Source organism: Streptomyces sp. NPDC048506 (assembly GCF_040651315.1).
Lineage (GTDB): Bacteria > Actinomycetota > Actinomycetes > Streptomycetales > Streptomycetaceae > Streptomyces.
In genome coordinates this window covers 1-24,929 of sequence record NZ_JBEZIX010000012.1, presented here as the reverse complement: position 1 = coordinate 24,929, position 24,929 = coordinate 1, and the positions used below count along the sequence as shown (strand labels likewise).

Genomic DNA, 24,929 nt, shown 5'->3' with positions numbered 1-24,929 from the left:
TCGGCGGGCACCCCTCCGCATAACGACTCATGCACAATCGCCGGGAGATCGTTTAGCGTTCGGCGGTCAACTCGCCCGGTTTGCGGCCATGGTGGCCGAAAAAGTCCCCGCCGAACCTCGTGTGGAACGGACAAGGTTTCCCGGGAAGGCTTGGAAAACAGCCACGATCTCTATTACTGTCCGATAACGCAGCGCGGTCGTCCCAGCCGTCGCAAGAGGCGGCACCGTGCGCCGACGCCGAATCCCGCACGCACTGTTCACGCACCTCCAGCACCTCGAACTGCACCAAGGGAACCGGGGAACCACCACATTGGGGTGAATCGGACGCCTCTGCCAGAGGGTGCCCGTAGGAGACCTTCCTGCTCCGAACCCGTCAGCTAACCCGGTAGGCGAGAAGGAAGGAAAGGAGTGCGCCCCAGTGGCGTCCAACAGGCCTGCCCCCGAGGCTCCGTCCGGCTACCCACTCGACGACCGAGGAGCCTTCGACGGCCCCGGATACGCGGGCGGCGGTGCGGCCGGCGACAGCGACGGCCCGTGGGAGGAGTGGAACCCCACCGAGGATTCCGTCCGACCGGTCCGCGGCAAGCACCGGGTGGCCAAGCAGCGCGCCGGAGGCCTCGCCCGCGGCGGTACGGTCCTGGGCGTCGGCGTCATCGCGGCGGTCGGTGCGGGTGGCATGGCCACGGCCGAGGACCGCCCGCCGGTCCCGATCTCGATGCCCGACGTCGGGGGCCTGGCCCACGAGATATCCGACAGCCTGCCGGACGCCGCGTCCCTCCCCGGCGTGGGCGACCTCATATCCGACTCGGGATCCGACTCCGGTTCTGATTCCGGTTCTGATTCTGGTTCTGACTCTTCTTCGGGCGCGGACTCCGCCGCGTCCGGTCCGCTCGGCCAGAGCACCCAGCGGGGCGCGTCCGGCGCCGGCGAGGCCCTGCGCAGCCGCATCCTCCAGCAGGCCGATACGCAGCAGGACGCCGCCGAGGAGGAGGCCCGCGAGGCGGCGGAGAGCGCCGCCGTCAAGCAGGCCGCGACGGACGCGGCCGCGGCGCAGAAGACCGCCGAGAAGGCCGCGGCCACCAAGAAGGCCGCCGAGCTGGAGGCCAAGCGCAAGGCCGAGGAGGAGGCCCGCCGCAAGGCGGAGGCCGAACGCCTCGCCCAGCTGGCGAAGAGCTACCTCACCCCGGTCGCCTCGTACACCCTGACCGCCGGCTTCGGTCAGGCCGGTGACCGCTGGGTCGCCGACCACACCGGGCAGGACTTCGCCGCACCGACCGGCACGCCCGTCAGGGCAGTGCACTCCGGCACCATCACCCAGGCCGGCTGGGCCGGGTCGTACGGCTACCGCATCGTGCTCACCCTCGACGACGGCACGGAGCTCTGGTTCTGCCATCTGTCCTCGATGGTGAAGACCTCCGGCAAGGTCAACACGGGCGATGTCATCGGCCGGGTCGGCGCGACCGGCAACGTCACCGGCCCGCACCTCCACCTGGAGGTACGCCCCGGCGCCGGTGACCCGATAGACCCGATGCCCTGGCTGCGCGAGCACGGGCTCGACGTCTGAGGGCGCGTCCGGGGCGGCGGAACTCCGTTGTGGGGGAGAGGGAATATGCGCCCTCTCCCCGACGCTCCAACAACGTATGACCGCGACACTCAAAACTGTTGGTTCGCTCTCCGTCTCCCCGCTCTGCCTCGGGGGCAACGTCTTCGGCTGGACGGCCGACGAGGCCGAGTCCTTCGCCGTGCTCGACGCGTACACGGCCGGCGGCGGCAACTTCATCGACACCGCGGACGTGTACTCCGCCTGGGCCCCTGGAAACAAGGGCGGTGAATCCGAGACCGTCATCGGCAACTGGCTGGCGTCCCGCGGCAACCGCTCCGACGTGGTCATCGCCACCAAGGTGGGCGCGCACCCCGACTACAAGGGCCTGACCGCCGCCACGATCACGTCCGCGGTCGAGGAGTCCCTGACCCGCCTCCGGACGGATTACATCGACCTCTACTACACCCACTATGACGACGAGTCGGTGGCGGTCGAGGAGTTCCTCACCGCCCTCGACGGGCTCGTCCGGGCCGGCAAGGTCCGCGAGATCGGCGCCTCCAACATCTCCGCGAAGCGCCTGGAGGAGTCCCTGGCCTGCTCCGCACGGGAGGGCCTGGCCCGGTACGTCGCGCTACAGCCCCACTACAACCTGGTCTCCCGCGACACCTACGAGGGCGAACTGGCCGCCGTGGCCGCCCGCGAGGGCCTCGCCGCCATGCCCTACTACGCCCTGGCCTCCGGCTTCCTCACCGGCAAGTACCGCCCGGACGCCGCCGTCGACAGCGCCCGCTCCGAGAAGGCTGCCGGCCACCTGGCCACCGACCGCGGCCGGCGCGTGCTGGCGGCCCTCGACACCGTCGCCGCCGCCCACGACGCCGAGCTCGCCACCGTGGCCCTCGCCTGGCTCGCCGCCCGGCCCACCGTCGCGGCCCCCCTCGCCAGCGCCCGCACGGTGTCCCAGCTCCCGCCCCTCCTGGCCGTCGCCGACCTGACCCTCACGGAGTCCGAACTCGGCCTCCTGAACGAGGCGTCGGCCTGAGCGAAGTCTCGGCCTGAGCGGGCGTGCGTGCACTGCGCAGCGGGGGCAGACCGGCGTACCGGCCTGCCCCCGCTGCGTACCGTCCGGTCCGCGTTCACCGCCCCCGACGGTCGACCGCCGCCCACGACGCCAGTGCGACGCCACCCGCCACCGCGAACACCGAGGGCCAGGCCCCGATCTTCTTGGCCAGCGCGTGCGACCCCACGAACGCCGCCACATAAGCGCCGCTCAATGCCGCGGCCGTCTTCGCCCCGGCCTTCTCCTGCCACCCCTTGGCCGCCACGGCACCCGCCGCCGCGAGCGCCACCCCACCGAGCGGCCGCTTCTTCGTCCACCGGGCGACGCCGTACCCGCCTACGAGCCCACTTGCCGCCACCACACTGGTCGGTACGCCGGACATCACGGAAACCTCCACATCAAAGACGACTTCCCCGAGCCTACGCGCGGGCCGCGCCGCACCGGGGCGCGTGTCGCGGGCATGAGGCCGAGCTCCCCTCGCCGCAGGCGAGTCCACAGCCGAGGGGCGTCTACCGCCAAGGAGCCTCTACGGCCGAGGAGCCTCTACGGCCGAGGAGCCTCTACGGCCGAGGAGGGAGCGAGCCCGGGGCCTGGGTGCCGCAGCGGGTGCCCCACGCATGGGTGAGCGCCGGCTGTCCCCACGGCTGGTAGTGCCGCAAGTGGTGCAGCAGATGTTGCTCGCGGGTGGTGAAGTCCGGGGTGGCGCCGGTGAGGTGGGCGCGACGGCGGTGGAAGGAGAGGGTGGTGGCGAGGGCGGTGTATTCGATGACGGCGCGGGCGGCGGCGGGGCCTTGGGTGCGGCAGGCGATGTCGCGGGCCAGGGCGCGGGTCTTGAGGGAGGAGAGGGCGGTGGGCTCGGTGGGGGCGAGCCAGCCGGCGGTGATGTAGGGGGCCAGATAGCCGCGCAGGGAGAGCAGTTCCTGGTTGCGGGCCCAGACGGCCAGCCAGCTCAGGACCAGCAGCACGGGAACCATGAAGAGGCCGTAGACCAGGAGGAAGCCGGGGTCGCCGAGGGAGGAGGAGGCGTTCCAGATGGCGTGCAGGAGGATCGCGGTCAGCAGGCCCAGGGCGGCGAGGGCGACGCGGGCCGCGCGGCTGCGCGGGTAGCGGGTGGCGGCTATGCCCACGGCGAGGCCGGTGAGGATGGTGAAGAGGGGGTGGGCGAAGGGGGAGACGATGATCCGGACGAAGAAGGTGCCGGCCGTGAGGGAGTCCAGGCCGGAGTGGCCCATGGACTGGTCCTCGCCGAAGGCGTCGCCGAGGTAGAGGACGTTCTCGGTGAACGCGAAGCCGGTGGCGGTGATACCGGCGATGACGATGCCGTCCGTGATGCCGTCGAAATCGCGTCGGCGGAAGCGGTAGAGGAGGAGGACGGCGGCGGCCTTGACCGTCTCCTCGACGATCGGGGCGATCACGGCGGCGCCCCAGGCCTCGGCCTCGGAGGGCGAGGCGGAGGCGATGTTGGCGGCCAGCCAGTCGGTGGCGAAGCCGTTGGCCAGCAGGGCGACGAGGGTGGCGGCACAGGCGCCCCAGGCGAACGCGAACACGAGGTTGCGCCAGGGCTCGGGCTCTATCCGGTCCAGCCAGCAGAACGCCGCGACGAGCACCGGCACCGGGAAGACGGCGAGGCCCAGCCCGACGAGGAAGCCTTCGGTGCCGGTCTGCTGACGGACCATGCCGATGATGAACACGCCGCAGAGCGCCAGCAGGGACACCAGGGCCACGGCGCGGACGGTCTTGCTCTGCCACGGTGGCGTCCGGCGGCGCGGGTGGGCGTGACCGTGCGCGGTGGAGGGTGCGTGCGCGGGGGGTGTGTACGGGGGAGGGGGCGGCGCGGAGGGGTGCGGGGGCGGCTGGAACGGGTACACCTGTCGACCCTAGCGAGCAGGCGGCGCGTTCAGCGGGGAGCCCTCGGAACCCTCGGGACCCTCGGAGCCCTCGGAGCCCCGGCTCACTCGCCGCGGCGGCGGAAGAGCAGGTCGTGTACGACGTGCCCCTTCTCCAGGCCCTGGCCCTCGAACTTGGTGAGCGGGCGGAAGTCCGGCCGGGGCGCATAGCCGCTGTGGAGGTTCTCCAGCGTCGGCTCGGCGGAGAGGACCTCCAGCATCTGCTCGGCGTACGGCTCCCAATCGGTCGCGCAGTGGACCAGCGCGCCCGGCGCGAGCCGGGTGGTGACCAGGGCGAGGAACTCCGGCTGGATGAGGCGCCGCTTGTGGTGGCGCTTCTTGGGCCACGGGTCCGGGAAGAAGACGCGCAGGCCGGCGAGGGAGGCGGGGGCGAGCATCTCGCGGAGGAGGATGATCGCGTCTCCGTTGGCGACCCGGATGTTGGACAGGCCGTTCTGCTCCGCGAGACGGAGCAGGTTGCCCTGGCCGGGGGTGTGCACGTCACAGGCGAGGATGCCGGTCGCCGGGTCGGCGGCGGCCATCTGCGCCGTGGCCTCGCCCATCCCGAAGCCGATCTCCAGGACGACCGGCAGCCCACCGAAGAACGCGTCGAGGTCGAGCCGGGAGAGCCCGTCGATGTCCACGCCCCACGTCGGCCACAGACGGCGCAGCGCCTCGGCCTGCGAGGGGGAGACGCGGCTGCGGCGGGGCTGGAAGGACCGGATCCGCCGCTCGTGGTGCGAGCCCGCGGGGTCGGCCGCGGGACCGGTCCCGTCGGGGAACATGGGCGCGCCGCGGCGGGGAGCCGGCGCGGTGGGCCGGACGGCGGCGGGGCCGGCCGCGGCGGCGACGGCGGTACCGGCGTCGGGCGCGTCTGCTGCCGCGGGGACGGGGGCGGGGGCGGTGGAATTCTCGGACACAGTGTGTCGATTCTACGGAGCCGGGCCGGGTGGGCGGGAATGGCGACTGCTGGGTGGGCGGTAGCGGCGAGTGCCGGAGGAGCTGCGGGGCCGGCGGCCGGGCCGGTCGGGTGCCGGCCGGTGAGCCGGGTCACGCCCGGGGCTCTCCCAGCACATCCAGCACCCGCCGCGCCACCTCCCGCCCGATGGGCAGTGACGCCGTGGCCGCCGGGGACGGGGCGTTCAGGACGTGGATCATGCCGGGGGACTCGGCGAAGAGGAAGTCGTCGACCAGGGTGCCGTCGGGCAGTACGGCCTGGGCCCGGACGCCGGCCGGGGACGGGATCAGGTCCTCTTCGCGGGCCGCGGGGAGGAGGCGGCGGACCGCGTCCGTGAAGGCCCGCCGGGACAGCGAGCGGTGCAGTTCGCCGGCGCCGTGGCGCCAGTGGCGGCGGGCTATCCGCCAGGAGCCGGAGTAGGCGAGGGTGCCGGCCAGCTCGGCGGGGTGGATGGTGCGCCAGTTGTAGCCCTCGCGGGCCAGGGCGGGGACGGCGTTCGGGCCGATGTGGACGGCGCCGTCGATGCCGCGGGTCAGATGCACGCCCAGGAAGGGGAAGGCCGGGTCGGGGACGGGGTAGACCAGGCCGCGGACGAGGGCCGCGCGCTCCGGGGTGAGCTCGTAGTACTCACCGCGGAACGGGATGATCCGCATGCCGGGGGCGTCGCCGGCCAGCCGGGCGATTTGGTCGCAGTGCAGACCGGCGCAGTTCACCAGGGCACGGGCGCGGTGGACGGTGTCGTCGGCGGTACGGACCGCGACCCGGCCGGGGCGGCGGCCGATCGCCGTCACCTCGGCGCCGTAGACGATCCGGGCGCCGGCGTCCTGCGCCAGCCGGCCGTACTGGCGGGCGACCGCGGTGAAGTCGCAGACGCCGGTCGTGCCGACGTGGATGGCGGCCAGGCCGCGCACCTCGGGTTCGTACTCGGCTATCTGGGCGGGGCCCAGCTCGCGCACCGGCAGGCCGTGCTCCCGGCCGCGCTGGATGAGGCCGTGCAGCCGGGGGAGCTCGCTGCGGTCCGTGGCGACGATCAGCTTGCCGGTGACCTCGTGTGGAATGTCGTGTTCGGTGCAGAACTTCACCATCTCCGCGGAGCCCTGGAGCGCGAAGCGGGCCTTGAGCGAGCCGGGCGGGTAGTAGATGCCGCTGTGGATCACGCCGCTGTTGCGCCCGGTCTGGTGGCGGGCCGGACCGGGCTCCTTCTCCAGGACCACGACGCGCGTGCCCGGCGCGGCACGCGTGATCGCATGGGCCGTAGAGAGCCCGACGATGCCGGCACCGATCACCAGCACGTCGCAGTCGTACGCCGCCACTGCACCTCCCCAACCGCATGACCGCAGGCCCGGCCGTCGCCGCGGACCTGCGCGTTCATCCCGTCATCCGTCTTCCCGACGACGTATCCCATCATGACGGTCGGCACTGACAACGGCGGTGCGGCAGGGGCCGCACCGGACGGCTCGCCCGGTGCCGGCCCCCTTCCGCTTCCTTCCGCCTCCTGCTGCCGCTCGCTACGCCGGCGCCGCCAGCAGCGGTCTCGCCCGTTCCCGCAGCTCCACCACCCGGGGCTCGTCACCGTAGGGCTCCAGGCGGTGCAGCAGGTCGCGGACGTACTCCGTGGTGCGGGCCGAGGAGATCCGGCCCGCCACCTCGACCGCGCGGGTGCCCGCCGCGCAGGCCGCGTCGAGGTTGCCGGACTCCAGTTCGGCGACCGCGGACACGACCAGGCGCAGTCCGTGGGAGCGGACGAACTCCTCCGTGGGGCGGGAGAGCGCCTGCTCGGTGAAGCGCCGCACCTGACGGGGCAGCCGCAGGTCCCGGTAGCACTCGGCGGCGTCGGCGGCGAACCGCTCGTACGAGTAGAAGTCCAGCCACGACGGGTCGGGGTCGCCGCTGCGGGAGCGCTCCAGCCAGCCCTCGGAGGCCTTCAGCGCCACCTCGCAGGCCCGCGCCTCACCGGCCTTGGCCTGCGCCCGCGCCTCCACCAGGCGGAAGAAGCTCATCGTGCGGGCGGTGGCCAGACCGCGGTTGCGCTCCAGGGCCGCCTGCGCGAGGTCGACGCCCTCGTCGGCGAAGCCGCGGTAGGTCGCCTGGAGGGACATCGACGCCAGGACGTACCCGCCCAGGGGGACGTCGGCGGCCGCGCGGGCGAGCCGCAGCGCCTGGATGTAGTAGCGCTGCGCGGCCTCCTGTTGGCCGGTGTCGAAGGCCATCCACCCGGCGAGCCGGGTGAGTTCGGAGGTCGCCCCGAAGAGCGCCCGGCCCACCTCGTCGCTGTACGAGGCGAGCAGTAACGGTGCCGCGTCGACCCGGAGGCACTCCGGAACCATGGACGAACGCCAGTCCCCGCCGCCGTACTTGGAGTCCCAGCGTCGTGCGTCCTCGGCCGCCTCGCGCAGTTTGCTGACATCGCTGTGGCCCACGTGCTGCGGGATCCCGGCGTCACCGGCCGCCGCGGCGTCCTTGTCGCGCGCCTCGGTCGCCTCCCGCGCCACCGAGCTGTCGGCCGGGGATATCAGCCAGCGCGACGCGGGGGTGGCGTAGGCGGTGACGGCGAAGGATCCGGCCAGGCTCTGCCAGATGCCGCCGCCGCCGGCCCGCCGTCCGGCCAGATCGAGACGGTAGAGCTCGGTCGCGGACCGCACCGCGGCGCCCACGTCGCGGGGGAAGGCCAGGCCGACCTCGGGCGCCGGGTCCGCGTCGGCCAGCCCGATCTCGTGCAGCGGCACCGGCCGGCCCAGCTTGCTGCCGATCGCGGACGCGATCAGATGGGGCGCGGCACCCTGGGGCACCATGCCCTTCGAGACCCACCGGGCCACCGACGTCTTGTCGTAGCGAAGCGTCAGTCCTCGTTGCGCACCGAGGTCGTTGACCCGGCGTGCCAGTCCGGCATTGCTGATACCCGCGAGGGCGAGAACCGTGCCGAGCTTCTCGTTCGGCCCGCGTATATCCCTGGACATGCGCACCCCTCGAACCAGCGACAGCCGCCCCGCTACCCCGGGGCATGCGTCCACCCAGAGTAGTTCGCCGGATCCCGACCGTTAAGAGTTGGTATCCCGGATGGCGAGATTCGTGTTCAAACAGGGGTGCGGGAGTTGGCATGTGCTCCGGGTACGTGTGCCCGTGCGCCCGTCCGTGCGCGCTGGCCGCCCACCGTCGTGAGCGCTTCCATGGCTTCTGCGTGGGTCGGCCCGCTGCACTGGATCCAGTGGGCTGGGGGACACCGTCACCTCATTCCCCGCGGGTGACGGTCCGGTCCGGGAGGCGCAGCCCGCCTCCCGGACCGTCGCACCGGCCGGTCGGCGACCGATCACACCGCCGGTTGACACGACGCCTGCGCGTGTCAACTGGACTACGGGCAACGGACTTTGGCCGAAAACCGACGGGTGATGATTTCGCGCCGCGGCGCACCCGGAGCCGCCCCGGGGGCCACACGGGGGGCCTCCCGGGGTCGATACACGTGCCTGCCGCGGGAGCGGTCCGCGCTCGGCCCCACGGCCGGCGCACCGGCACCGCGTGCCCCCGTCCGCTCCGCCGCGCCGCGGCCCGCCCGCGGTGCGACGCAGCACCGTAGCGGCCTCGCCCGTGACTTCGCCCGTGACCTCGTCCGCGGCCCTGCCCACCGCCTCGTCCGCGGCCCTGCCCACCGCCCCGTCCGCGGCCCTGCCCCCGGCCCCTCCGGTCGGCCCGGCCGTGAACTGCCCGTATACGGAGCCGCTCCGGCGCTTCCCCCGCGCCGTGGTCATGGCAGCATGGTCGCCGCAACAGCTTGGCGACAGCTTGGCAATCCGCTGTACGGGGTGGTCGTTGACCCCGGCGGACGGGGAATCGGGTGGAGGCGGCGATGCGCTGGTTGGTGGGGTGGAGCAGTGCCGCCACGGGGGCTTCCGCCGCCGGGCCGGCGGGTGCGGAGGCCCGCGCCGTGCTCCCCGTCGGTGCCCAACTCCTGTGGGACGGACCGGATCCGCTGTGGGCGGTCGGCGACTGGCGGCCGGACGAGGTCCGGGTCGTCCAGGCCGACCCCGAGACCCGGCTCGCCGTGTTCGGCGTCTGCGGCGCCACCGACGACCAGCTGCGGGTGGGCCTGTTCGCGGCGCGCGGGGGCGCTCTGCGCCACCTCACCGCCTGGTCCGGCAGCTACACCGCGGTCGTCCAGGTAGGGCGGCGGATCACCGTCACCGGAGACCTGGCCGGCGCCCGCCCCGTCTTCCACACCCCGTGGGCCGGCGGCACGGCCTATGCCACCGCGGCCCTCCCGCTCGCCGACCTGATCGAGGCCAGCCTCGACGTGGGTCATCTGGCGGCGCTGCTCGCCTGTCCGGACGCCCCCGAGGCGCTCGGCGCCGGCACGCCCTACGAGGGCGTCCGACGGATCCCGCCCGGCCACGCCCTGGTGCTGCGCGGCGGCGCCCGCGACATCACGTCCTACGAGCCGACCGCCTCGCTCGCCGTCGCAGCTCCCCAACTCGCCCCGGACCAGGCCGTGGACGGCGTCCGCGACGCGCTGGTCGACGCCGTCCGCGCCCGGCTGGCCGGCCCCCGGCACGCTCCCGACCCGGACGGCCTCGACGGGCTCGACCCCGGCCCGGTGCCCGGGATGGGCCCGGCCGAGCGGCGCGCCGCCCGCGGCGGACCCGCCCCCGGTATCGGCGCCGACCTCTCCGGAGGCAGCGCCTCGGGAACCCTCGCCCTCCTGGCCGCCGGCCTGCCCGGCCGGCCCGGAAGGCTGGGCGGCCACGGCGAGCGCCTCCTGGCCGTCACCTTCAACGACCGTGCCACCAAGGGCGGTCAGGCCCACCGCGACGCCGAACTGGAGCGCGCCCGCAGCATCGCCGACAATCCGCGGCTGCACCACGTCGTCGTCGCGGCCGGCGAGGAGGCCCTCCCGTACGCGGACCTCGACGGCGGCCCGCTCACGGACGAGCCGGGCCCCTCCCTCGTCACCGCCGGCCGCCACCGCCGCAGGCTGCTGGCCGGCAGCGCCGACCACTTCGTCGGCCACGGCGCCCGCCAGGTCCTCGACGCCCACCCGGCCCGGCTCGCCGACCTCCTGATGGACCGCCGCCGACGGCATCTGCTGCGCCCGGTCACCGCGCTGGCGAAGGCCGACGGCCCCTCCGCCCACTCGGTCCTGGTGCCCTTCACCGTCTACCGCGCCGCCCGCCGGCTCGCCCGTACGCCGTACCCGGTCGGTATCGCCGATGCCGCGCGCCGCCTGCTGGAGCGGGAGTTCGCCGACGAGCCGGTGGCCGGCGGCGCGGTGGACGCCTCGCTGGCCGCGCTCACCTGGTGCCGGCCGGGGCCCGCGGCGCGCTGGCTCACGGGCGAGGCGCTGGCGGAGGTGTCGGTGCGGCTCGGCGAGGCGGCGACCCGCTCGACCTCCGCCGGCCGCCCGGGGGAGCAGCGGGCCCGCGCGGCACTGGCCCGCCAGGCCGCCGACCACCGCGTCCTCGAACAGGCCGCCGAGGTGCGCAACCAGCGGCTGCACGCCCCGTTCCTCGACAACCAGGTGGTGCTCGCCTGCCGCGCCCTGCCGGACACCCTGCGGGTGCAACCGGGCGCGCGGGCCGCCGTCCTGCGGTCCGTCCTGGCCGGCGCCGGCGTACGGGACCTCCCGCCGGGATGGGGCGCCACCTCGCACCTCACCCACGCCGCGGCGGTGCGCGCCGGGCTGCGCGGCGCCGTCGGCGATCTGGTGCGGCTCTTCGACGCGCCGCTGCTGGCCGATGCCGGGCTGATCGAGGCACGGGTGGTCCGCCGGGCGCTGCGGGCCGCCGCGGAGGGCGCCCCGCTCCCGCTGGACGGGCTGGCGGAGCTGGTCTCCACGGAGCTGTGGCTGCGCCGGCTGGTGGCGCGGCGCGGGACGTGCTGGACGGGGGCCGAGGCGCCGCGGCAGCGGGCGGTGGCCGGCGGCGTGGTCCCGCGGGCCCGGCTCTCCTGAGCGGGCCCGCCGCCGGCGGGGCCGGGCTGTGGACGGGCGGCGGAGCTGTGGACAACCGCGCGGCCGCCTCCGCGGCGACCTGTGGACAACCGGCGGGGAACGCCCCGGGCCTGGACAATGGCCGGGTGAAGTTACGGATTCTGGGTTCGACGGAGGTCCTGGGCGAGCAGGGGCAGCCGGTGTCGCTCGGTGGGGCGCGGGTGCGGGCACTGGTCACCGCGCTGGCGCTGCGCGGCGGGCGGCCGGTGGCCGTGGAGACGTTGATCGACGAGGTGTGGGCGGTGGACGCACCGCCGCAGGACGCACCGGCGGCGTTGCAGGCACTGGTGGGGCGGTTGCGGCGGGCACTGGGCAAGGGGGCCGTGGAGTCGCTGCCGGGCGCCTACCGGCTGGTCGTGGAGCCGGAGGAGGTGGATCTGCACCGGTTCGAGCGCCTGGTCGCGGAGGGGACGCGGCAGCTGCGGGAGGGCGATGCGCCGGGCGCGGCCGGGACGCTGCGGGCGGCGCTGGCCCTGTGGCGGGGGCCGGCGCTGGCGGACCTGCCCGACGCGGCGGGTGCGGCCCGTGGCCCGGAGGCGCTGCGGCTGGCGGCGCTGCACCGGCGGATCGACGCCGACCTGGCGCTCGGGCGCGCCGAGGAGCTGCTGCCCGAGCTGCGGCAGCTGACCGCGGACCATCCCCTGCACGAGCCCTTCCGGGCCCAGCTGATACGCGCCCTGGAGGCTGCCGGCCGGGGCGCCGACGCGCTGGCCGCGTACGAGGAGGCCCGACAGCTGCTGGCGGACCGACTGGGCGCCGACCCGGGGCCCGAACTGCGTGGCCTGCACGCCCGGTTGCTCGCCGGAAGCCGCGGAGGCCCCGGAAGCCTCAGGCACGCCGGGAGTGCCGGGAACACCGGGAACGCCGGGAGCACCGGACCGATGGCTGCTCCTGCTGTTCCCGCCGCTCCTGCTGCTCCCGCCGCTCCCGCCGCGCCCCGCACCCCGGACGTGCCCCCGCGCCGCGGCAACCTCCGCGCACGCCTCAACTCCTTCGTCGGTCGCCAGGCCGAACTGGCCTCACTGCAAAGAGAAGTGACGGAACGCCAGGCACGCATCGTCACGCTCACCGGTCCGGGCGGATCCGGCAAGACCCGGCTGTCCGAGGAGCTGGCCGCCGCGCTGGCCGGGGAGTACCCGGACGGGGCCTGGATCGCCGAACTGGCCCCGCTGGACGCCCCGGAGGCGGTACCGGGGGCCGTGCTGTCCGCGCTCGGGCGGCGCGACACCGCGGTCTTCTCGACGGCCATGGAGGCGCGTACGACCGTCGAGCACACCGACCCGACGGCCAGGATCGTCGACCACTGCGCAGCCCGCCGACTGCTGCTCGTCCTCGACAACTGCGAGCACGTCGTGGGCGCCGCCGCCGAGCTGGCCGACCTGCTGCTACGGCACTGCCCCGGGCTGACCCTGGTGGCCACCAGCCGGGAGCCGCTGGGCATACCGGGCGAGGTCGTACGGCCGCTGGACCCGCTGGCGCCGGTGCCCGCGCAGCAACTGTTCGCCGAGCGGGCGGCGGCGGTGCGACCGGACTTCCGGGCCACCGACGACCCGGCCGCGGTGGACGAGATCTGCCGCCGGCTGGACGGCCTGCCCCTCGCCATCGAGTTGGCCGCGGCCCGGCTCCGGCTGATCTCCCCGCGGCAGATCGCCGACCGGCTCGACGACCGTTTCCGGCTGCTGACCAGCGGCAGCCGGACCGCGCTGCCGCGCCAGCAGACGCTGCGCGCGGTCGTCGACTGGTCCTGGGACCTCCTGGAGGAGCCCGAGCGGGCCCTGCTGCGCCGGCTGTCGGTGTTCGCCGGCGGCTGCACCCTCGCGGCCGCCGAGGCGGTCTGCGGCGAGGGAGGCGACGGAAGCGACGGAGGCGACGGAAGCGACGGAGACGAGGGAAGCGAGTACGGCTACAGCGACAGCGTCCGCGTCGGCGATGCCGAGGTGCTCGACCAGCTCGGAGCGCTGGTGGACAAGTCGCTGCTGGTCGTCGACCACCGGGGCACGGAGCCCCGCTACCGGATGCTGGAGACCATCCACGCCTACGCCCGCGAACGGGCCGTCGCCCGCCCCGACGAGCACCGCCGCACCCTCGCCCGGCACACCGCCCACTTCCTGCGCTTCGTGCTGGACGCCGACCCCCGCATCCGCTCCGCCGAACAACTGCCCTGGCTGGCCCGCATCGAGGCCGACGTGGACAACGTACGGGCGATATTGCAGCGCGCGGTCGCCGACCGGGACGCGCCGACCGCACAGCGGGTCGTCCTGGCCATGGGCTGGTTCTGGTGGCTGCGCAACTACCGCGCGGAGGGCGCGTCCTGGGTGGAGCGGACCGTGGCGCTCGGACCCGCCGCGCAGGGCCTCGCCGACACCGATCCGGCCCTCTCGGCACAGCTGGACCTGCAACTGCTGCTCTTCTTCCTGCTCCAGGACCAGCGGCAGGACCGTCGCCTCGACAGCCCGGAGCACCGCGCCCTGATCGACCGGATGCTGGCCCTCTACCGCCGTCCGCACTCGCGCAGCGCCCGCTTCCCCGGGCTGCTGTGGCCGTTCACGGCGTTCTTCCTCGGCGGCTACGGCCAAATCCTGTCGCTCATGGACGATGCCGTCGCCACCACCCGCGCGCTGGGCGGCAGCTGGGAGCTGGGGGTCTCGCTGACGTTCCGCACGCTCATCGCGATCGACCTGCCCGGCGGTCTGGCGTCGGCCGAGGCGGACGAGCGGGAGCTGGTCGAGCTGGCGCGCCGGGTCGGCGACCGCTGGATGCTCGCCCAGGTCGCCGCCACCAGCGCGGAGCTGCGACAGATCCGCGGCCACTACGACGAGGCGCGTGCGGCCTATGTCGAGGCGCTCGGGCTGACCTGCGAGCTCGGCGCGTACACGGAAGGCCCGTTCATCCTGTCCCGACTGGCCGAACTCCACTTCGCCGGCGGGGATGTGGACGCCACCGAGAAGGCCCTGGTGCGGGCGGACGAACAGGCCGTCGAGTGGGGTGTCCAGGACCCGCGGGCCTTCAACCACTCGCTGCGCGCCCGGCTCGCGCTGCGCCGCGGGCAGCCGGAGGCCGCGCGCCAGGCGTGCGACGCGGCCCGCGAGGCTGCCGCCCAGGGGACCCCGCCGCCCCAGTTCGTGGTCGTCCTGGACGCGCTGGCCGGCCGGATCGCGGCGGAGTCGGGCGATGTGGCGGGGGCGCTGCGCCAGTGTCACCAGGCGCTGAGCTCCGGGCTGACGCTCTACTGCACCGAGCCCGCGCTGGCGTTCGTCGCCGAGTGCGCGGTCCCGGCGCTGCGCCGTGCCGGCCGCCCCCATGACGCGGCCCGGCTGCTGGGCGCCTCGGACGCCTGGCGCGGTGAACTGCCCAGGATCGTCCCCGACGAGGAGGCCGTTCGGAGCATGGCCGACGCACTGCGCGCCGAGCTGAACGGCGCAGGCGACGGCGCATACGAGGCACTGCACGCCGAGGGCACACGCCTCACGCCCGCCGAGGCCGTCGACATCCTCGCGCCGCGCCCCTGAGCCCCCCGCGCCCCTGAGCCCCCCCGCGCCGCCCCGTGTCGCTGAGCCCCCCCCGCGCCGCTGAGCACCTCGCGCCGCCCCGTGTCGCTGGTCGCCGCCCGGGCGTCGCGCCCCGAGCCGGCGACCCGGAGCGGTGCGGCCCGTCAACGACAGCTGATCTGCGCCCGCGCCCAGTCCCCGATCGCCACCGCATCGACGGGCGACACCGGCTCGACCACGAGCCGCAACGTGGAGCGCCCCGTCAGCGGCACATGCACCGGCAGCCCCCGCTCCCCGCCGCGCACCACCGCCGACCGCCACAGCCGCTCCCCGTCCGCATACACGGAGAAGCGCAGCGCCCCCAGCCCGAAGCTGAGGTCGTCGACGCCCACGACGGCGTCGTACGCGGTGCACGGGCGGTTGAGATCGATGATCACCGAGGACGGCGCATTCACGCTCGCGCCGTTCACATACGTCGTGCCGGCGATCGTGGGCGACTGCCGCTGCCACAGCCAGCCGCTCCCGATGCTGCGCACCTCCGGCTTGCTGCCGTCGCCCATGAAGTCGTGGTCGAGCGCGTTGAGCTGGTAGGACGTCGGCGCGGGGCGCGGCGGCTCGGGGGAGGGCTCCGGCGGGGTGGGCGTGGGCGTCGGTGGGGGCGTCGACGTCGGGGTCGGGGTCGAGGTCGGGGTCGGCGTCGAGGTCGGGGTGGGTGTCGAGGCCGGGGTGGGTGTCGGCGTCGAGGTCGGCTCCGACGGCGTCGGCGTCCGGCCGGGCGTCGACGGGGGAGTCGGCCGGTGCGGCGGGCTCGGCTTCGGCGACGGTTCGGCGCCGGCCGCCGGCGGCAGTGGCTTCGCCGGCGCGGGCGAGGGCCTCCACGGCGCGACCGGGGCCGGCCGATGCGGTCCGGCCTGGGGCTGCGGCGCCGGCGTGGGGCTGCCCGCCAGCGCCAGCGCGAGCGCCGTGCCCGCCACCACCGCGGCCCCGACCCCGATACCGATCGTCACCGGCGCGCCGAGGCCCTTGCCCGCGAGGGCGCCACCGGCCCCGCCCGCCGCACCGGAACCACCACCCGTCCCTGCCGCCGCCGTCGCACCGGCGCCGGCCGCCGCGCCCACACCGGCCGCACCCACCACCGCGGCCGTCGTCTTGACGGCGTACCCGGCGGCGAACCAGCCGATGACCGCGACCGGCAGCAGGGCACCGATCCGCTGGTTGACGTCCTCGACCTCCAGCGCGGCCAGCCGGCACCGGGCGCACTCGTCCAGATGCTTGCGCAGCCCCCGTTCGGCCCGTATCCGCAGCCCGCCGCGGGTGTACGCGCCGAGCCGGTCGGCGAAGCGGGCGCAGTCCCCGCCGGCGGTCAGCGACTGGCTGACGTGCGCCTGCAAATACGCCTGCCGAAGGCCCTCCCGGGCGCGGTGCGCCAGGACCGCGGTGGCGTTCGCGGTCAGCCCGAGCAACGGGGCGACCTCGCTCGGCGACTCCTCCTCGACCGCCGTGTGCCAGAGCACCGTCTGGTAGCGCTCCGACAGACTGCGGAACGCCTGCACGGCCATCGACTGCTCGGCCTCGTGCATGGCGCGCACATCCGCGCCCAGATCCAGCGTGTCGTCGTCCAGCGACGCACCGGTCGCGAACACCGCGAAGTCCTCGACCAGTTGCTCCCGCCGCGCGGTCTTGGCCCAGGACGCGGCGACCCGGCGGAGAGTCGTCAGCAGATAGGCGCGCACCGCCGTGTCCGGGCCCGCGCCGCCGCGCACCGCCTGGAGCGTACGGGCGAAGACCTCACCGGTCAGATCCTCCGCGGTGTGGACGTCCCGGCAGCACTGGCGGGCATAGCGCCGGACCGCCGCGGAGTGCCTGCGGTACATCTCCTCGTACGCGCTGTCGTCGCCGGCCCGCATGGCGGTGATCAACTGTGCGTCGGACGGCGGGAGTTCACCCTCCTCGGAACCGGCGGTCGGCGCCGTGCCGCGACCGGGCCCACGCTGCGGGGGCACGCTCGGGCCCTCGCCCGCCGGGCCGCCGACGCGGTCCTGGCCGGTGCCCGGCCCACCCGCCGCGGGGGTCGCCCCCAACGGCCCGGTCTGGCCGGGTACCTGCCGGCGCGACGCGGACTCGCTCCCGCCCACTCCGGCATCGGTCTCGCGCCGCTGGTCCCGCTCGTCACCACTCATCGCCGAGGCTCCCGAAGCCGTCGTCACACCGCAACACCGCGCAAGCGTGCCACATCGGACCCCGGCCCCCGAGGGCTCCGTCGGTCAACCACTCATCCGAGGCGGGGACGTGGACGGCCGCGCGGTCGTTCACCCGTACGGGCCAAATGCCGCAAACCGGCCGTCATCCATGCGGTACCCGCACCGCCGCACCCCGCCACACCCCGCCGGGCCGCCCCGCCCGGCGGACCCGGCGATCGGATCCACCCGGACGGGGCCGGCCGGCGACGTCACCGCACGGGGCGCGAGCGCAGCCCCTCCAGCAGGATCTCCAGCAGCCGCGCGGACGCGGCCTGCTGCTGTGCCGAGTCGGGCAGCGCGGGCGCGCCCGTGGCGATCACCAACAGCACGTCGGAGACCGTCACATCGGCCCGTAGCTCACCGGCCGCCCTGGCCCGCTCCACCAGCCGTCCGACGACCTCCAGCAGCGCCGTGGCGCCGGCCGTCTCCTCCGCCGCGGCCGGCGCGCCGTCGACGGCCGCCGGCTCGTCACGGAGCCGCGCCGCCGCCCGGAGGTCGGCTGCCGTCCCGTCCGCGCCGGGCGCCATGCGCTGCTGCGGCACCCGCGCCTCGCCCAGGCCCTCCGGTATCCGCGCCCCGTCCGCGGCCTGCGCCGCCGACTGCCCGGACCGGCCGGTGTCCGCGCCCACCCGCAGGATGCTCGGCGGCAGCAGCCGACCGGCACCCGAGGCGACCGACGTCCGCAGGAAGCGCGAGAGCGCCGACCACGGGTCGTCCTCCTGGCCCAGCGCCGTACGCGCCTGGTCCGTCAGCCGCGAGGTCTCCTCCTCCGCTATCCGGCGGACCAGGACGTCCTTGCTCGGGAACCGCCGGTAGACCGTGCCGACGCCGACCCGGGCCCGCCGCGCCACGTCCTCCATCGGCGCGCCGTAGCCCAGCTCGCCGAACACCTCGCGCGCGGCCCGCAGTACGTGTTCGAGATTGCGCTGGGCGTCCACCCGGAGCGGAGTGCTCCGGCCGCCCGCCCCCGCGCCGACAGCGGTGGTCCCGGTGACCCCGTCGGCGCTGCCGCTTCCGTTGTTGCTGTTGCTGTTGCCGTTGCTGCCGCCTTCGGAGGCGTGCGCCATAGCGACGGCAGTCGGCCATTGAGAGCCCTGAATGTGCATATAGATCCCCCGGTAAATGACGTCTCCCCCCGGAGACTCCCCGCTCAGACAGTCAGGGCGTACCGCTGACAGGGTGCACCCCAACGACATACGAACATAGTTGAGCCCGGGTCAAGATTGAAGGGGGCGTTCCGTACAGTGCGCCCCCCGATCGGCCCAACGGGCCTGATCCGCCCGGATTTCGCCCCCACCCCTCGCCGGCCACCCACCCCCTGACCAGCGCACCTCGGGCGGCACGCGCGGAATATGCCGCTCCGTCCCCAGCGCCGCACCCGGTCATACATTTCGACGAGCCTGTGGACAAAGCCGCGCCGGCAGTGCGTCATGGAACAGTGCTGTGCTTTCCCGGGGGCGCAGCGCCCGAGGGTGACCGCGCCGCCGGTCGGTCACCGGATCGGTGCCGCCCCGGGCCCGGTCGACACCGCGAGGAGTACCTCTGTGAAGGCTGTGTCTTCGAACGACGTGGCGCGCATTCTCGTTGTCGGCGGTGGCTACGTGGGGATGTACACCGCCCTGCGGCTCCAGCGGAAACTCAAGCAGGAGCTGCGGCAGGGCACCGTCGAGGTGATCGTGGTCGACCCCGAGCCGTACATGACCTACCAACCGTTCCTGCCCGAGGCCGCGGCCGGCTCCATCTCCCCGCGCCACGTCGTCGTACCGCTGCGCCGGGTGCTCCCGCACTGCACGGTGGTCATCGGCGAGGTCACCGACATCGACCACGCCGAACACCGCGCCACGATCACCACCCTGGCCGCGGAGGAGACCGGCAGCGGCGCCGTCGAGGTCGCGTACGACGAACTGGTCCTGGCCCCCGGCTCGATCTCGCGCACCCTGCCCATCCCGGGCCTGGCCGACGTCGGCATCGGCTTCAAGACCGTCGAAGAGGCCATCGGACTGCGCAACCACGTCCTCGAACAGCTCGACATCGCCTCCTCCACCCGCGACCCCGCGGTCCGCGACGCCGCGCTGACCTTCGTCTTCGTCGGCGGCGGCTACGCGGGCGTGGAAGCGCTCGCCGAACTGGAGGACATGGCCCGCTACGCCGTGCGCTACTACCACAACATCACGCCCGACGACATGAAGTGGATCCTGGTCGAGGCGACCGACCGGATCCTGCCCGAAGTCGGCCCCGAGATGGGCCGCTACGCCGTACGGGAGCTGCGCAGCCGCAACATCGACGTACGCATGGAGACCCGGCTGGAGTCCTGCGAGAAACGCATCGCGGTGCTCAGCGACGGCTCCCGCTTCCCCACCAGGACCCTGGTGTGGACCGCCGGCGTCAAACCGCACCCGATCCTGGCCGCGACCAAACTGCCGCTGAACGGCCACGGCCGCCTCAAGTGCACCGCCGCACTCCAGGTGGACGGCGTCGAACACGCCTGGTCGGCGGGCGACGCGGCGGCCGTGCCCGACCTGACGGCCGGGCCGCCCGCCAAGCCCGACGAGCCGCACCCCACCTGTGCACCCAACGCACAGCACGCCCTGCGCCAGGCCCGGGTGCTCGCCGAGAACATCGCGGCGGCGGTACGCGGTGGCCCGATCGTGGACTACGCGCACAAGTACGCCGGTTCGGTGGCCTCGCTCGGCCTGCACAAGGGCGTCGCGTACATCTACGGGCGCAAGCTCCGGGGCTATCCGGCATGGCTCATGCACCGCGCCTACCACCTGGGCCGGATGCCGACCTTCAACCGCAAGGCCCGGGTGCTGGCCGAATGGACCCTCGCCGGCCTGTTCAAACGCGAGATCGTCTCGCTCGGCTCGCTGGAGAACCCGCGCGCCGAGTTCGAACTCGCCGCGGACACCGGCCGGCACAACGAAGTCCTGTGACGCGCCGCGCTCACCAGGAGAGATGACACACCGCCGGCGCTGCGGCGGCCGGAGGTCGCGGAGTGCGGAACTCCACACCGGTCACCGGGCGTCTGACGGATGTCCGTCCGGTCGGCCACACTGGACGTGTGACCATGGGTGGGCTCGTATCTGCAAAGAGTGACAACCACGAGGATTCTGGACGTTTGCTGCATTCCGTAAACGGGTGCCGAGAGTGCCCCCAGCCGCCCCTCCACCGGCCCCCGGCCGGGAGGCCCCGCCATGCCGACGGCCCGATCCCGCGCGACGCGAAGTAAGAGGTACCCCTCCGTGATCTTCACGCGCTGGAGCGCCAAGTTCCCCGGCACGCAGCGGCGCGCCGCCGCGCGGGCCGACCGTGCGGCATCCCGCCCCGCGCCCGGCACGCCGGCCGCACCGCCCGCCGAGGCCCCGGCCGGTGCCGACACGCCCGCCGCGGCGGACGACACGCCGACCGCCCCGACCGGCGCCACCACCGGCTCGGTCCCCCCGGCCCGCGCCGAGCGCGCCGACACGGAATGCGCCCAGGAGCCCGTCCACGTGGCCCTGCCGCCCACCGTCGACGCCCTCTCCGTCCACGACATCCTCGGCACCATCCCGGCCCTCGTAGCCGTCGTCTACGGCCCCGAGCACCGCCTCGCCTACGTCAACGGCGCCTACGCCGGGGTCTTCGGCCCCCGTCCGGCCGGCCAGACCGCCCGCGAAGCCCTCCCCGAACTGGACGCGCTGGGCCTGCTGCCCCTGATGGACCAGGTCCTGCGCAGCGGCAAGCCGCGCACCGTCAAGTCCCGCAAGGTCCCCGGCGGCGCGGGCGGTGACCGCACCCGCGACGGCTACTACACCTTCACCTGCACCCCCATCGAGGTCGCCGCCAGCGGACCGGCGCCCGATCCCGAGGTCGCCTGCGTCGCACCGCACAAGGGCGTCCTGGTCTTCGGCGCCGAGGTCACCGACCAGATCGAGTCCGCCGAACGGCTGCGCGCCAGCGAGGCCCGCCAGCGCGAGGCCGCGGTCACTCTCCAACGCTCCCTGCTCCCCCAGGAATTGGAGCAGCCCGACGACCTCCGGGTGGCCGCCACGTACCAGCCCGGCGGCACGGACGCCGCGGTCGGCGGCGACTGGTACGACGTCATCACCCTCGGCGCCGGCCGTACCGCCCTGGTCATCGGCGACGTCATGGGCCGCGGAGTGCGCGCGGCCGCCGTCATGGGCCAACTGCGCACCGCCGTACGCGCCTACGCCCGCCTCGACCTCCCGCCCCACGAGGTCCTGCAACTGCTCGACGGCCTGGCCGCCGAGATCGACGCCAACCAGATCGCCACCTGCGTCTACGCCGTCCACGACCCCAACGAGGGCCGCCTGGTCTACGCCTCGGCCGGGCACCTGCCCATCCTCGTGCGCGACCCGGACGGCAGCGTCCACCGCGCCGAGGAACCCACCGGACCGCCCCTGGGAACCGGCGGCTGGCTGCACACCTCCGGCTCCGTCCCGCTGGGACCCGGCAGCAGCGCCGTCCTCTACACGGACGGCCTCGTCGAGCGCCGTGACAAGGACATCGACGACGGCGTCGAGGCCCTGGAACGCGCCTTCGCCGGCGCGGCCGGCGCCCCCGACATCGTCTGCGACCGCCTGCTGCGCTCCCTGGGCATCACCGCCACCCACGACGACGACGTCGCGATCCTCGTCCTCCAGCACCCCGAGCGCACCGGCCACGACGCCGAGCTCTTCCACAACGCCGCCCTCGAACTCCACGGCGGCACCGAAGCGGCGCCCCGCGCCCGCGCCTTTGCCTCGGGCGTCCTGGCTTCCTGGCGCTTCTCGCCCGAGCTGCACGACCTCGGTGTCCTGGCTGCCAGCGAGCTGGTCGCCAACTCCCTACAGCACGGCCATCCACCCATGCGCCTCCGCCTGCGCCGCACCGACCGCCGCCTGATCATCGAGGTCACCGACGGCGACGACCACCTCCCGCGCCGCCGTCGCGCCGAACCGGCCGACGAGGCCGGGCGCGGCATCTCCATCGTCGCCACGATCGCCTCCTCCTGGGGTTCCCGTCGAACCCCGGGCGGTGGCAAGGCGGTGTGGTGCGAATTCGCCCTGCCCCGCGGATAGCCGAAGGGCCGGTTCGGTGACCACAGCCACCGAACCGGCCCCGACTCAGGCCGAACCGGCACAGGACTCAGGACGAACCGGCCACGGACTCAGGCCGGGCAGCCCACCGACTCCGCCTCTGCCGGGACCCGCGCTGCCGGCACGGCGACGGGCACCCGGTGCGGGTTGTCCTGCGCGGGCCGCAGCATCCGCCCCAACCGGAGCGACAGCACGCTGATCCCCACCGCGCACACCACCAGCATCCCGATGTACGCCACGTACATCCCATGGCCGACCATCAAGGCCCCCACCGCCGGCCCAACGGCCAGCGCCAGCTGCTTGACCAGCGCAAACGCCGAGTTGTACTGACCGATCAGCGAGGCCGGCGCCAGATCCGCCACCAGCGGAGCCACCGTCGGCGACAGCATCGACTCCCCGATCCCGAACAGCGCATACGTCGAGATCAGCAGCGTCGTCGCCACCGCCTGCGCACCGTGCACCAGGCCGGACAGCCCGGCGGCCAGCCACGCCACCGTCCATATGAGCCCGACCAGCGCCATCACCCGGCTGCGCCGCCGGCGCTCCACCAGCCGCAGCACCACGAACTGCGCCGCCACGATCGCCGCCGTGTTGGCCGCGAGCGCCAGGCCCAGGCTCGCCGGCGGTATCCGCGTCACCTCGGTCGCATACGCCGCCAGCCCGGACTCGAACTGCCCGTAGCAGGCGAAGAACAGCACGAACCCCAGCACGCACAGCCACACCATCCGCCGGTCCGCGAACAGCACCCGCCAGGCGCCCTTGGCCCGCTCGTCGCCCGGCACCCGGTCCTCGACCTTCGGCGCCCGCGGCAGCCGTACGGTCGCCACCGTCACCCCGAGCACCAGGAACATCACGGCCTCGATGGCGAACAGCCGCACAAAGCTCGACGCATGCGACTCGTCGACCAGCTGCCCGCCGACCAGGCCACCGACACCGAGGCCCAGGTTGTTCAGGAAGAACTGGGTGGCGAAGGCCCGCGACCGGGTCACCGTCGTCGAGCACCACACGATCATCGTCGCCAGCGCCGGCTGGATGACGGCTATACCGGCACCGAGCGCAGCGGCGGCCGCGATGACCAGCGGCTCGCTGTCGGACAGGCCGATCCCCAGCGAACCGAGGGCGGCGGAGACCGTACCGACGATGGCCACCGGCAGGGGGCCGCGCCGGTCGATCGCCCGACCGGTCAGCGGCAGCACGACCAGCGCGGCCACGGCCAGCATCGCCAGTACGACACCGGCCGTACTGGCACCAAGATCCCGCACCTTCGCCACGTAGACGTACAGATACGGAACCGTGAAGCCGTTGCCGAACGCGCTCAGCGCGTTCCCCAGCTGGATCCGGCGCAGCGCGGCGCCCATCGCGGTGGTCACACTCACCTACCTAGGTCAGGTCATCAGACGATCAAGAACGAACACGAACAACAGAGAAGAAGAGCGGGGGCGAACCGACGAGCTGCCGCGACGCCCCAGACGTCAGGGCGAGACCGTGCGACGGACAGTTCCCATCCGGACAGTCTCACCCTGAAGACTTCAACCATAAAGTTCGAAGCTAAAGAGTACACGGAGAAGAACTTCAACGCCAATCACTTTCGTGTCATACTGCGCCGCATGCCTGAGCCCTCCGATGCGGCCGACGCGACTGCCGAGCCGAGCCTTGAGGAACAGATCGCGGCCTACCAGCGCGAATTCCAGGACCTCGACCCCCAGGTGGAGCAGGTCGTCTCCGCACTTCAGCGCCTCAACCGACGGATGAACGTCGCCTACGGGCGGCAGACCGCCACCCTGGGCCTGAGCAACGCCGAGTGGGAGGTACTCAAGGCCCTCGTCGTCTCCGGAGCCCCCTACCGCATGGGCCCCGGCGAGCTGGCCAAGCGCCTCGGCCTCACCCCCGCCGCGATGACCCACCGCATCGACCGCATGGCGAGCGAGGGCCTGGTCACCCGCGAGCGCGACGAGAACAACCGCGTCCGCGTCATCGTCGAGCTGACCCACGAGGGCCGCGAGAAGTGGCTGGAGGCGATGCGCATGGCGACGGTCTTCGAGGAGGAGCTGCTCCAGGACCTCTCCAGCGAAGAGCGTCAACTCCTCGGCCAGGTGCTGACCCGTGTCCTACGACGCGTCGAGGAGGCCCAACCGGACGCCGGTGGGCGTCTGAGTGATCTCGACTGACGCGGGTTGACACGGCCCCGCCCGATCTGTAGTGTCCTCCGAGTTGCCACAGCGCCGGAACGGTTCTGCGGCAGCCATCCCGCCGCATCGCGGCACACCACTACTGCACGGCCCCTCACCGGGAACAATTTCGGCATGCCGAAATTCGACCGTGGCGCGATTATGCGCCGACGAGGAATTCCGCTAACGTAGTGATCCGCCGAAAGGCGCGGCAGTAAAAAGGCCGCACCCCGGCAAACCCCCTCCGACGGGGATTCGGAAACGAATTCGGACCGGCAACGGAACGAACAAGTTCTGATAGAGTCGGAAAGGCCGAAAAGCGAAAGCGAACCGGCCACTCCCGCTCCAACAGGGAGTCAGAGACGGAAACGGATCTGGTAAGGTTGGAACCGCGAGAAAGCCGAAAGGCCGGATCGCACCGGCGAAAATCGGAGCCGCAAGGATCTGATAGAGTCGGAAACGCAAGACCGAAGGGAAGCGCCCGGAGAGCCTGGTGAAACAGGCACAAAGGAAGCGTCCGTTCCTTGAGAACTC

At 73.8% G+C, this 24,929-nt stretch carries 15 protein-coding genes and 1 riboswitch; of the genes, 7 read left to right on the top strand and 8 right to left on the bottom strand.

Going from position 1 to position 24,929, the window contains the following annotated elements; translation table 11 throughout:
• The first annotated feature begins 252 nt into the window (after positions 1-252).
• Positions 253-407: riboswitch (cyclic di-AMP (ydaO/yuaA leader) on the top strand.
• A gap of 11 nt (positions 408-418) precedes the next feature.
• Positions 419-1,564 (top strand): M23 family metallopeptidase, encoded by a 1,146-nt coding sequence (locus AB0C96_RS11820; RefSeq protein WP_362916236.1) that lies wholly within the window; start codon positions 419-421, stop codon positions 1,562-1,564.
• A 76-nt stretch (positions 1,565-1,640) separates the two neighbouring features.
• Complete coding sequence (locus AB0C96_RS11815) at positions 1,641-2,582, top strand: aldo/keto reductase (RefSeq protein ID WP_362916234.1); 942 nt, start codon at positions 1,641-1,643, stop codon at positions 2,580-2,582.
• Positions 2,583-2,676: 94 nt separating this feature from the next.
• Here AB0C96_RS11815 and AB0C96_RS11810 read toward each other — a convergent pair whose 3' ends face one another.
• The 5 genes from AB0C96_RS11810 to AB0C96_RS11790 all read right to left on the bottom strand — a co-directional run bounded on the left by AB0C96_RS11810 (position 2,677) and on the right by AB0C96_RS11790 (position 8,401).
• Complete coding sequence (locus AB0C96_RS11810) at positions 2,677-2,982, bottom strand: hypothetical protein (protein WP_362916232.1); 306 nt, start codon at positions 2,980-2,982, stop codon at positions 2,677-2,679.
• Between the two features lie 178 nt (positions 2,983-3,160).
• Entirely contained in the window at positions 3,161-4,468 is a 1,308-nt protein-coding gene (locus AB0C96_RS11805) for a PrsW family intramembrane metalloprotease (protein ID WP_362916230.1), read from the bottom strand.
• Positions 4,469-4,551: 83 nt separating this feature from the next.
• A complete protein-coding gene (gene trmB / locus AB0C96_RS11800; protein ID WP_362916228.1) occupies positions 4,552-5,406 on the bottom strand; it encodes a tRNA (guanosine(46)-N7)-methyltransferase TrmB in 855 nt (284 codons plus the stop codon).
• A 130-nt stretch (positions 5,407-5,536) separates the two neighbouring features.
• Complete coding sequence (gene lhgO / locus AB0C96_RS11795) at positions 5,537-6,757, bottom strand: L-2-hydroxyglutarate oxidase (protein WP_362916226.1); 1,221 nt, start codon at positions 6,755-6,757, stop codon at positions 5,537-5,539.
• Positions 6,758-6,952: 195 nt separating this feature from the next.
• On the bottom strand, positions 6,953-8,401 hold the full coding sequence (locus tag AB0C96_RS11790) for an MFS transporter (protein ID WP_362916224.1): 1,449 nt from the start codon (positions 8,399-8,401) through the stop codon (positions 6,953-6,955).
• An 884-nt stretch (positions 8,402-9,285) separates the two neighbouring features.
• Between AB0C96_RS11790 and AB0C96_RS11785 the strand changes: the two genes are divergently transcribed.
• On the top strand, positions 9,286-11,382 hold the full coding sequence (locus AB0C96_RS11785) for an asparagine synthase-related protein (protein WP_362916222.1): 2,097 nt from the start codon (positions 9,286-9,288) through the stop codon (positions 11,380-11,382).
• Positions 11,383-11,507: 125 nt separating this feature from the next.
• Positions 11,508-14,930 (top strand): BTAD domain-containing putative transcriptional regulator, encoded by a 3,423-nt coding sequence (locus AB0C96_RS11780; RefSeq protein WP_362916220.1) that lies wholly within the window; start codon positions 11,508-11,510, stop codon positions 14,928-14,930.
• Between the two features lie 143 nt (positions 14,931-15,073).
• Here the strand turns inward: AB0C96_RS11780 and AB0C96_RS11775 are convergent, their stop codons facing one another.
• Both AB0C96_RS11775 and AB0C96_RS11770 read right to left on the bottom strand, forming a co-directional pair.
• Entirely contained in the window at positions 15,074-17,089 is a 2,016-nt protein-coding gene (locus AB0C96_RS11775) for a sigma-70 family RNA polymerase sigma factor (RefSeq protein WP_362916218.1), read from the bottom strand.
• 269 nt (positions 17,090-17,358) lie between these two features.
• Positions 17,359-18,255, bottom strand: a complete 897-nt coding sequence (locus tag AB0C96_RS11770; protein ID WP_362916216.1) for a helix-turn-helix domain-containing protein — start codon at positions 18,253-18,255, stop codon at positions 17,359-17,361.
• Between the two features lie 447 nt (positions 18,256-18,702).
• On the opposite strand from AB0C96_RS11770, the gene AB0C96_RS11765 reads away from it, so the two are divergent.
• Both AB0C96_RS11765 and AB0C96_RS11760 read left to right on the top strand, forming a co-directional pair.
• Entirely contained in the window at positions 18,703-20,082 is a 1,380-nt protein-coding gene (locus tag AB0C96_RS11765) for an NAD(P)/FAD-dependent oxidoreductase (protein WP_362916499.1), read from the top strand.
• A 309-nt stretch (positions 20,083-20,391) separates the two neighbouring features.
• On the top strand, positions 20,392-22,209 hold the full coding sequence (locus tag AB0C96_RS11760; protein WP_362916214.1) for a SpoIIE family protein phosphatase: 1,818 nt from the start codon (positions 20,392-20,394) through the stop codon (positions 22,207-22,209).
• Between the two features lie 89 nt (positions 22,210-22,298).
• Here the strand turns inward: AB0C96_RS11760 and AB0C96_RS11755 are convergent, their stop codons facing one another.
• Positions 22,299-23,597 (bottom strand): MFS transporter, encoded by a 1,299-nt coding sequence (locus AB0C96_RS11755; protein ID WP_362916497.1) that lies wholly within the window; start codon positions 23,595-23,597, stop codon positions 22,299-22,301.
• Between the two features lie 237 nt (positions 23,598-23,834).
• Here AB0C96_RS11755 and AB0C96_RS11750 point away from each other — a divergent pair, with 237 nt between their 5' ends.
• Positions 23,835-24,395, top strand: a complete 561-nt coding sequence (locus tag AB0C96_RS11750) for a MarR family transcriptional regulator (protein ID WP_362916212.1) — start codon at positions 23,835-23,837, stop codon at positions 24,393-24,395.
• The last annotated feature ends 534 nt before the right edge of the window (positions 24,396-24,929 follow it).

Bases quoted from the DNA above. Each gene is read 5' to 3' on its own strand.
- AB0C96_RS11815 (WP_362916234.1), top strand. From the start codon at position 1,641: ATGACCGCGACACTCAAAACTGTTGGTTCGCTCTCCGTCTCCCCGCTC.
- AB0C96_RS11810 (WP_362916232.1), bottom strand. From the start codon at position 2,982: ATGTCCGGCGTACCGACCAGTGTGGTGGCGGCAAGTGGGCTCGTAGGC.
- AB0C96_RS11790 (WP_362916224.1), bottom strand. From the start codon at position 8,401: ATGTCCAGGGATATACGCGGGCCGAACGAGAAGCTCGGCACGGTTCTC.
- AB0C96_RS11785 (WP_362916222.1), top strand. From the start codon at position 9,286: ATGCGCTGGTTGGTGGGGTGGAGCAGTGCCGCCACGGGGGCTTCCGCC.
- AB0C96_RS11775 (WP_362916218.1), bottom strand. From the start codon at position 17,089: ATGAGTGGTGACGAGCGGGACCAGCGGCGCGAGACCGATGCCGGAGTG.
- AB0C96_RS11770 (WP_362916216.1), bottom strand. From the start codon at position 18,255: ATGCACATTCAGGGCTCTCAATGGCCGACTGCCGTCGCTATGGCGCAC.
- AB0C96_RS11750 (WP_362916212.1), top strand. From the start codon at position 23,835: ATGCCTGAGCCCTCCGATGCGGCCGACGCGACTGCCGAGCCGAGCCTT.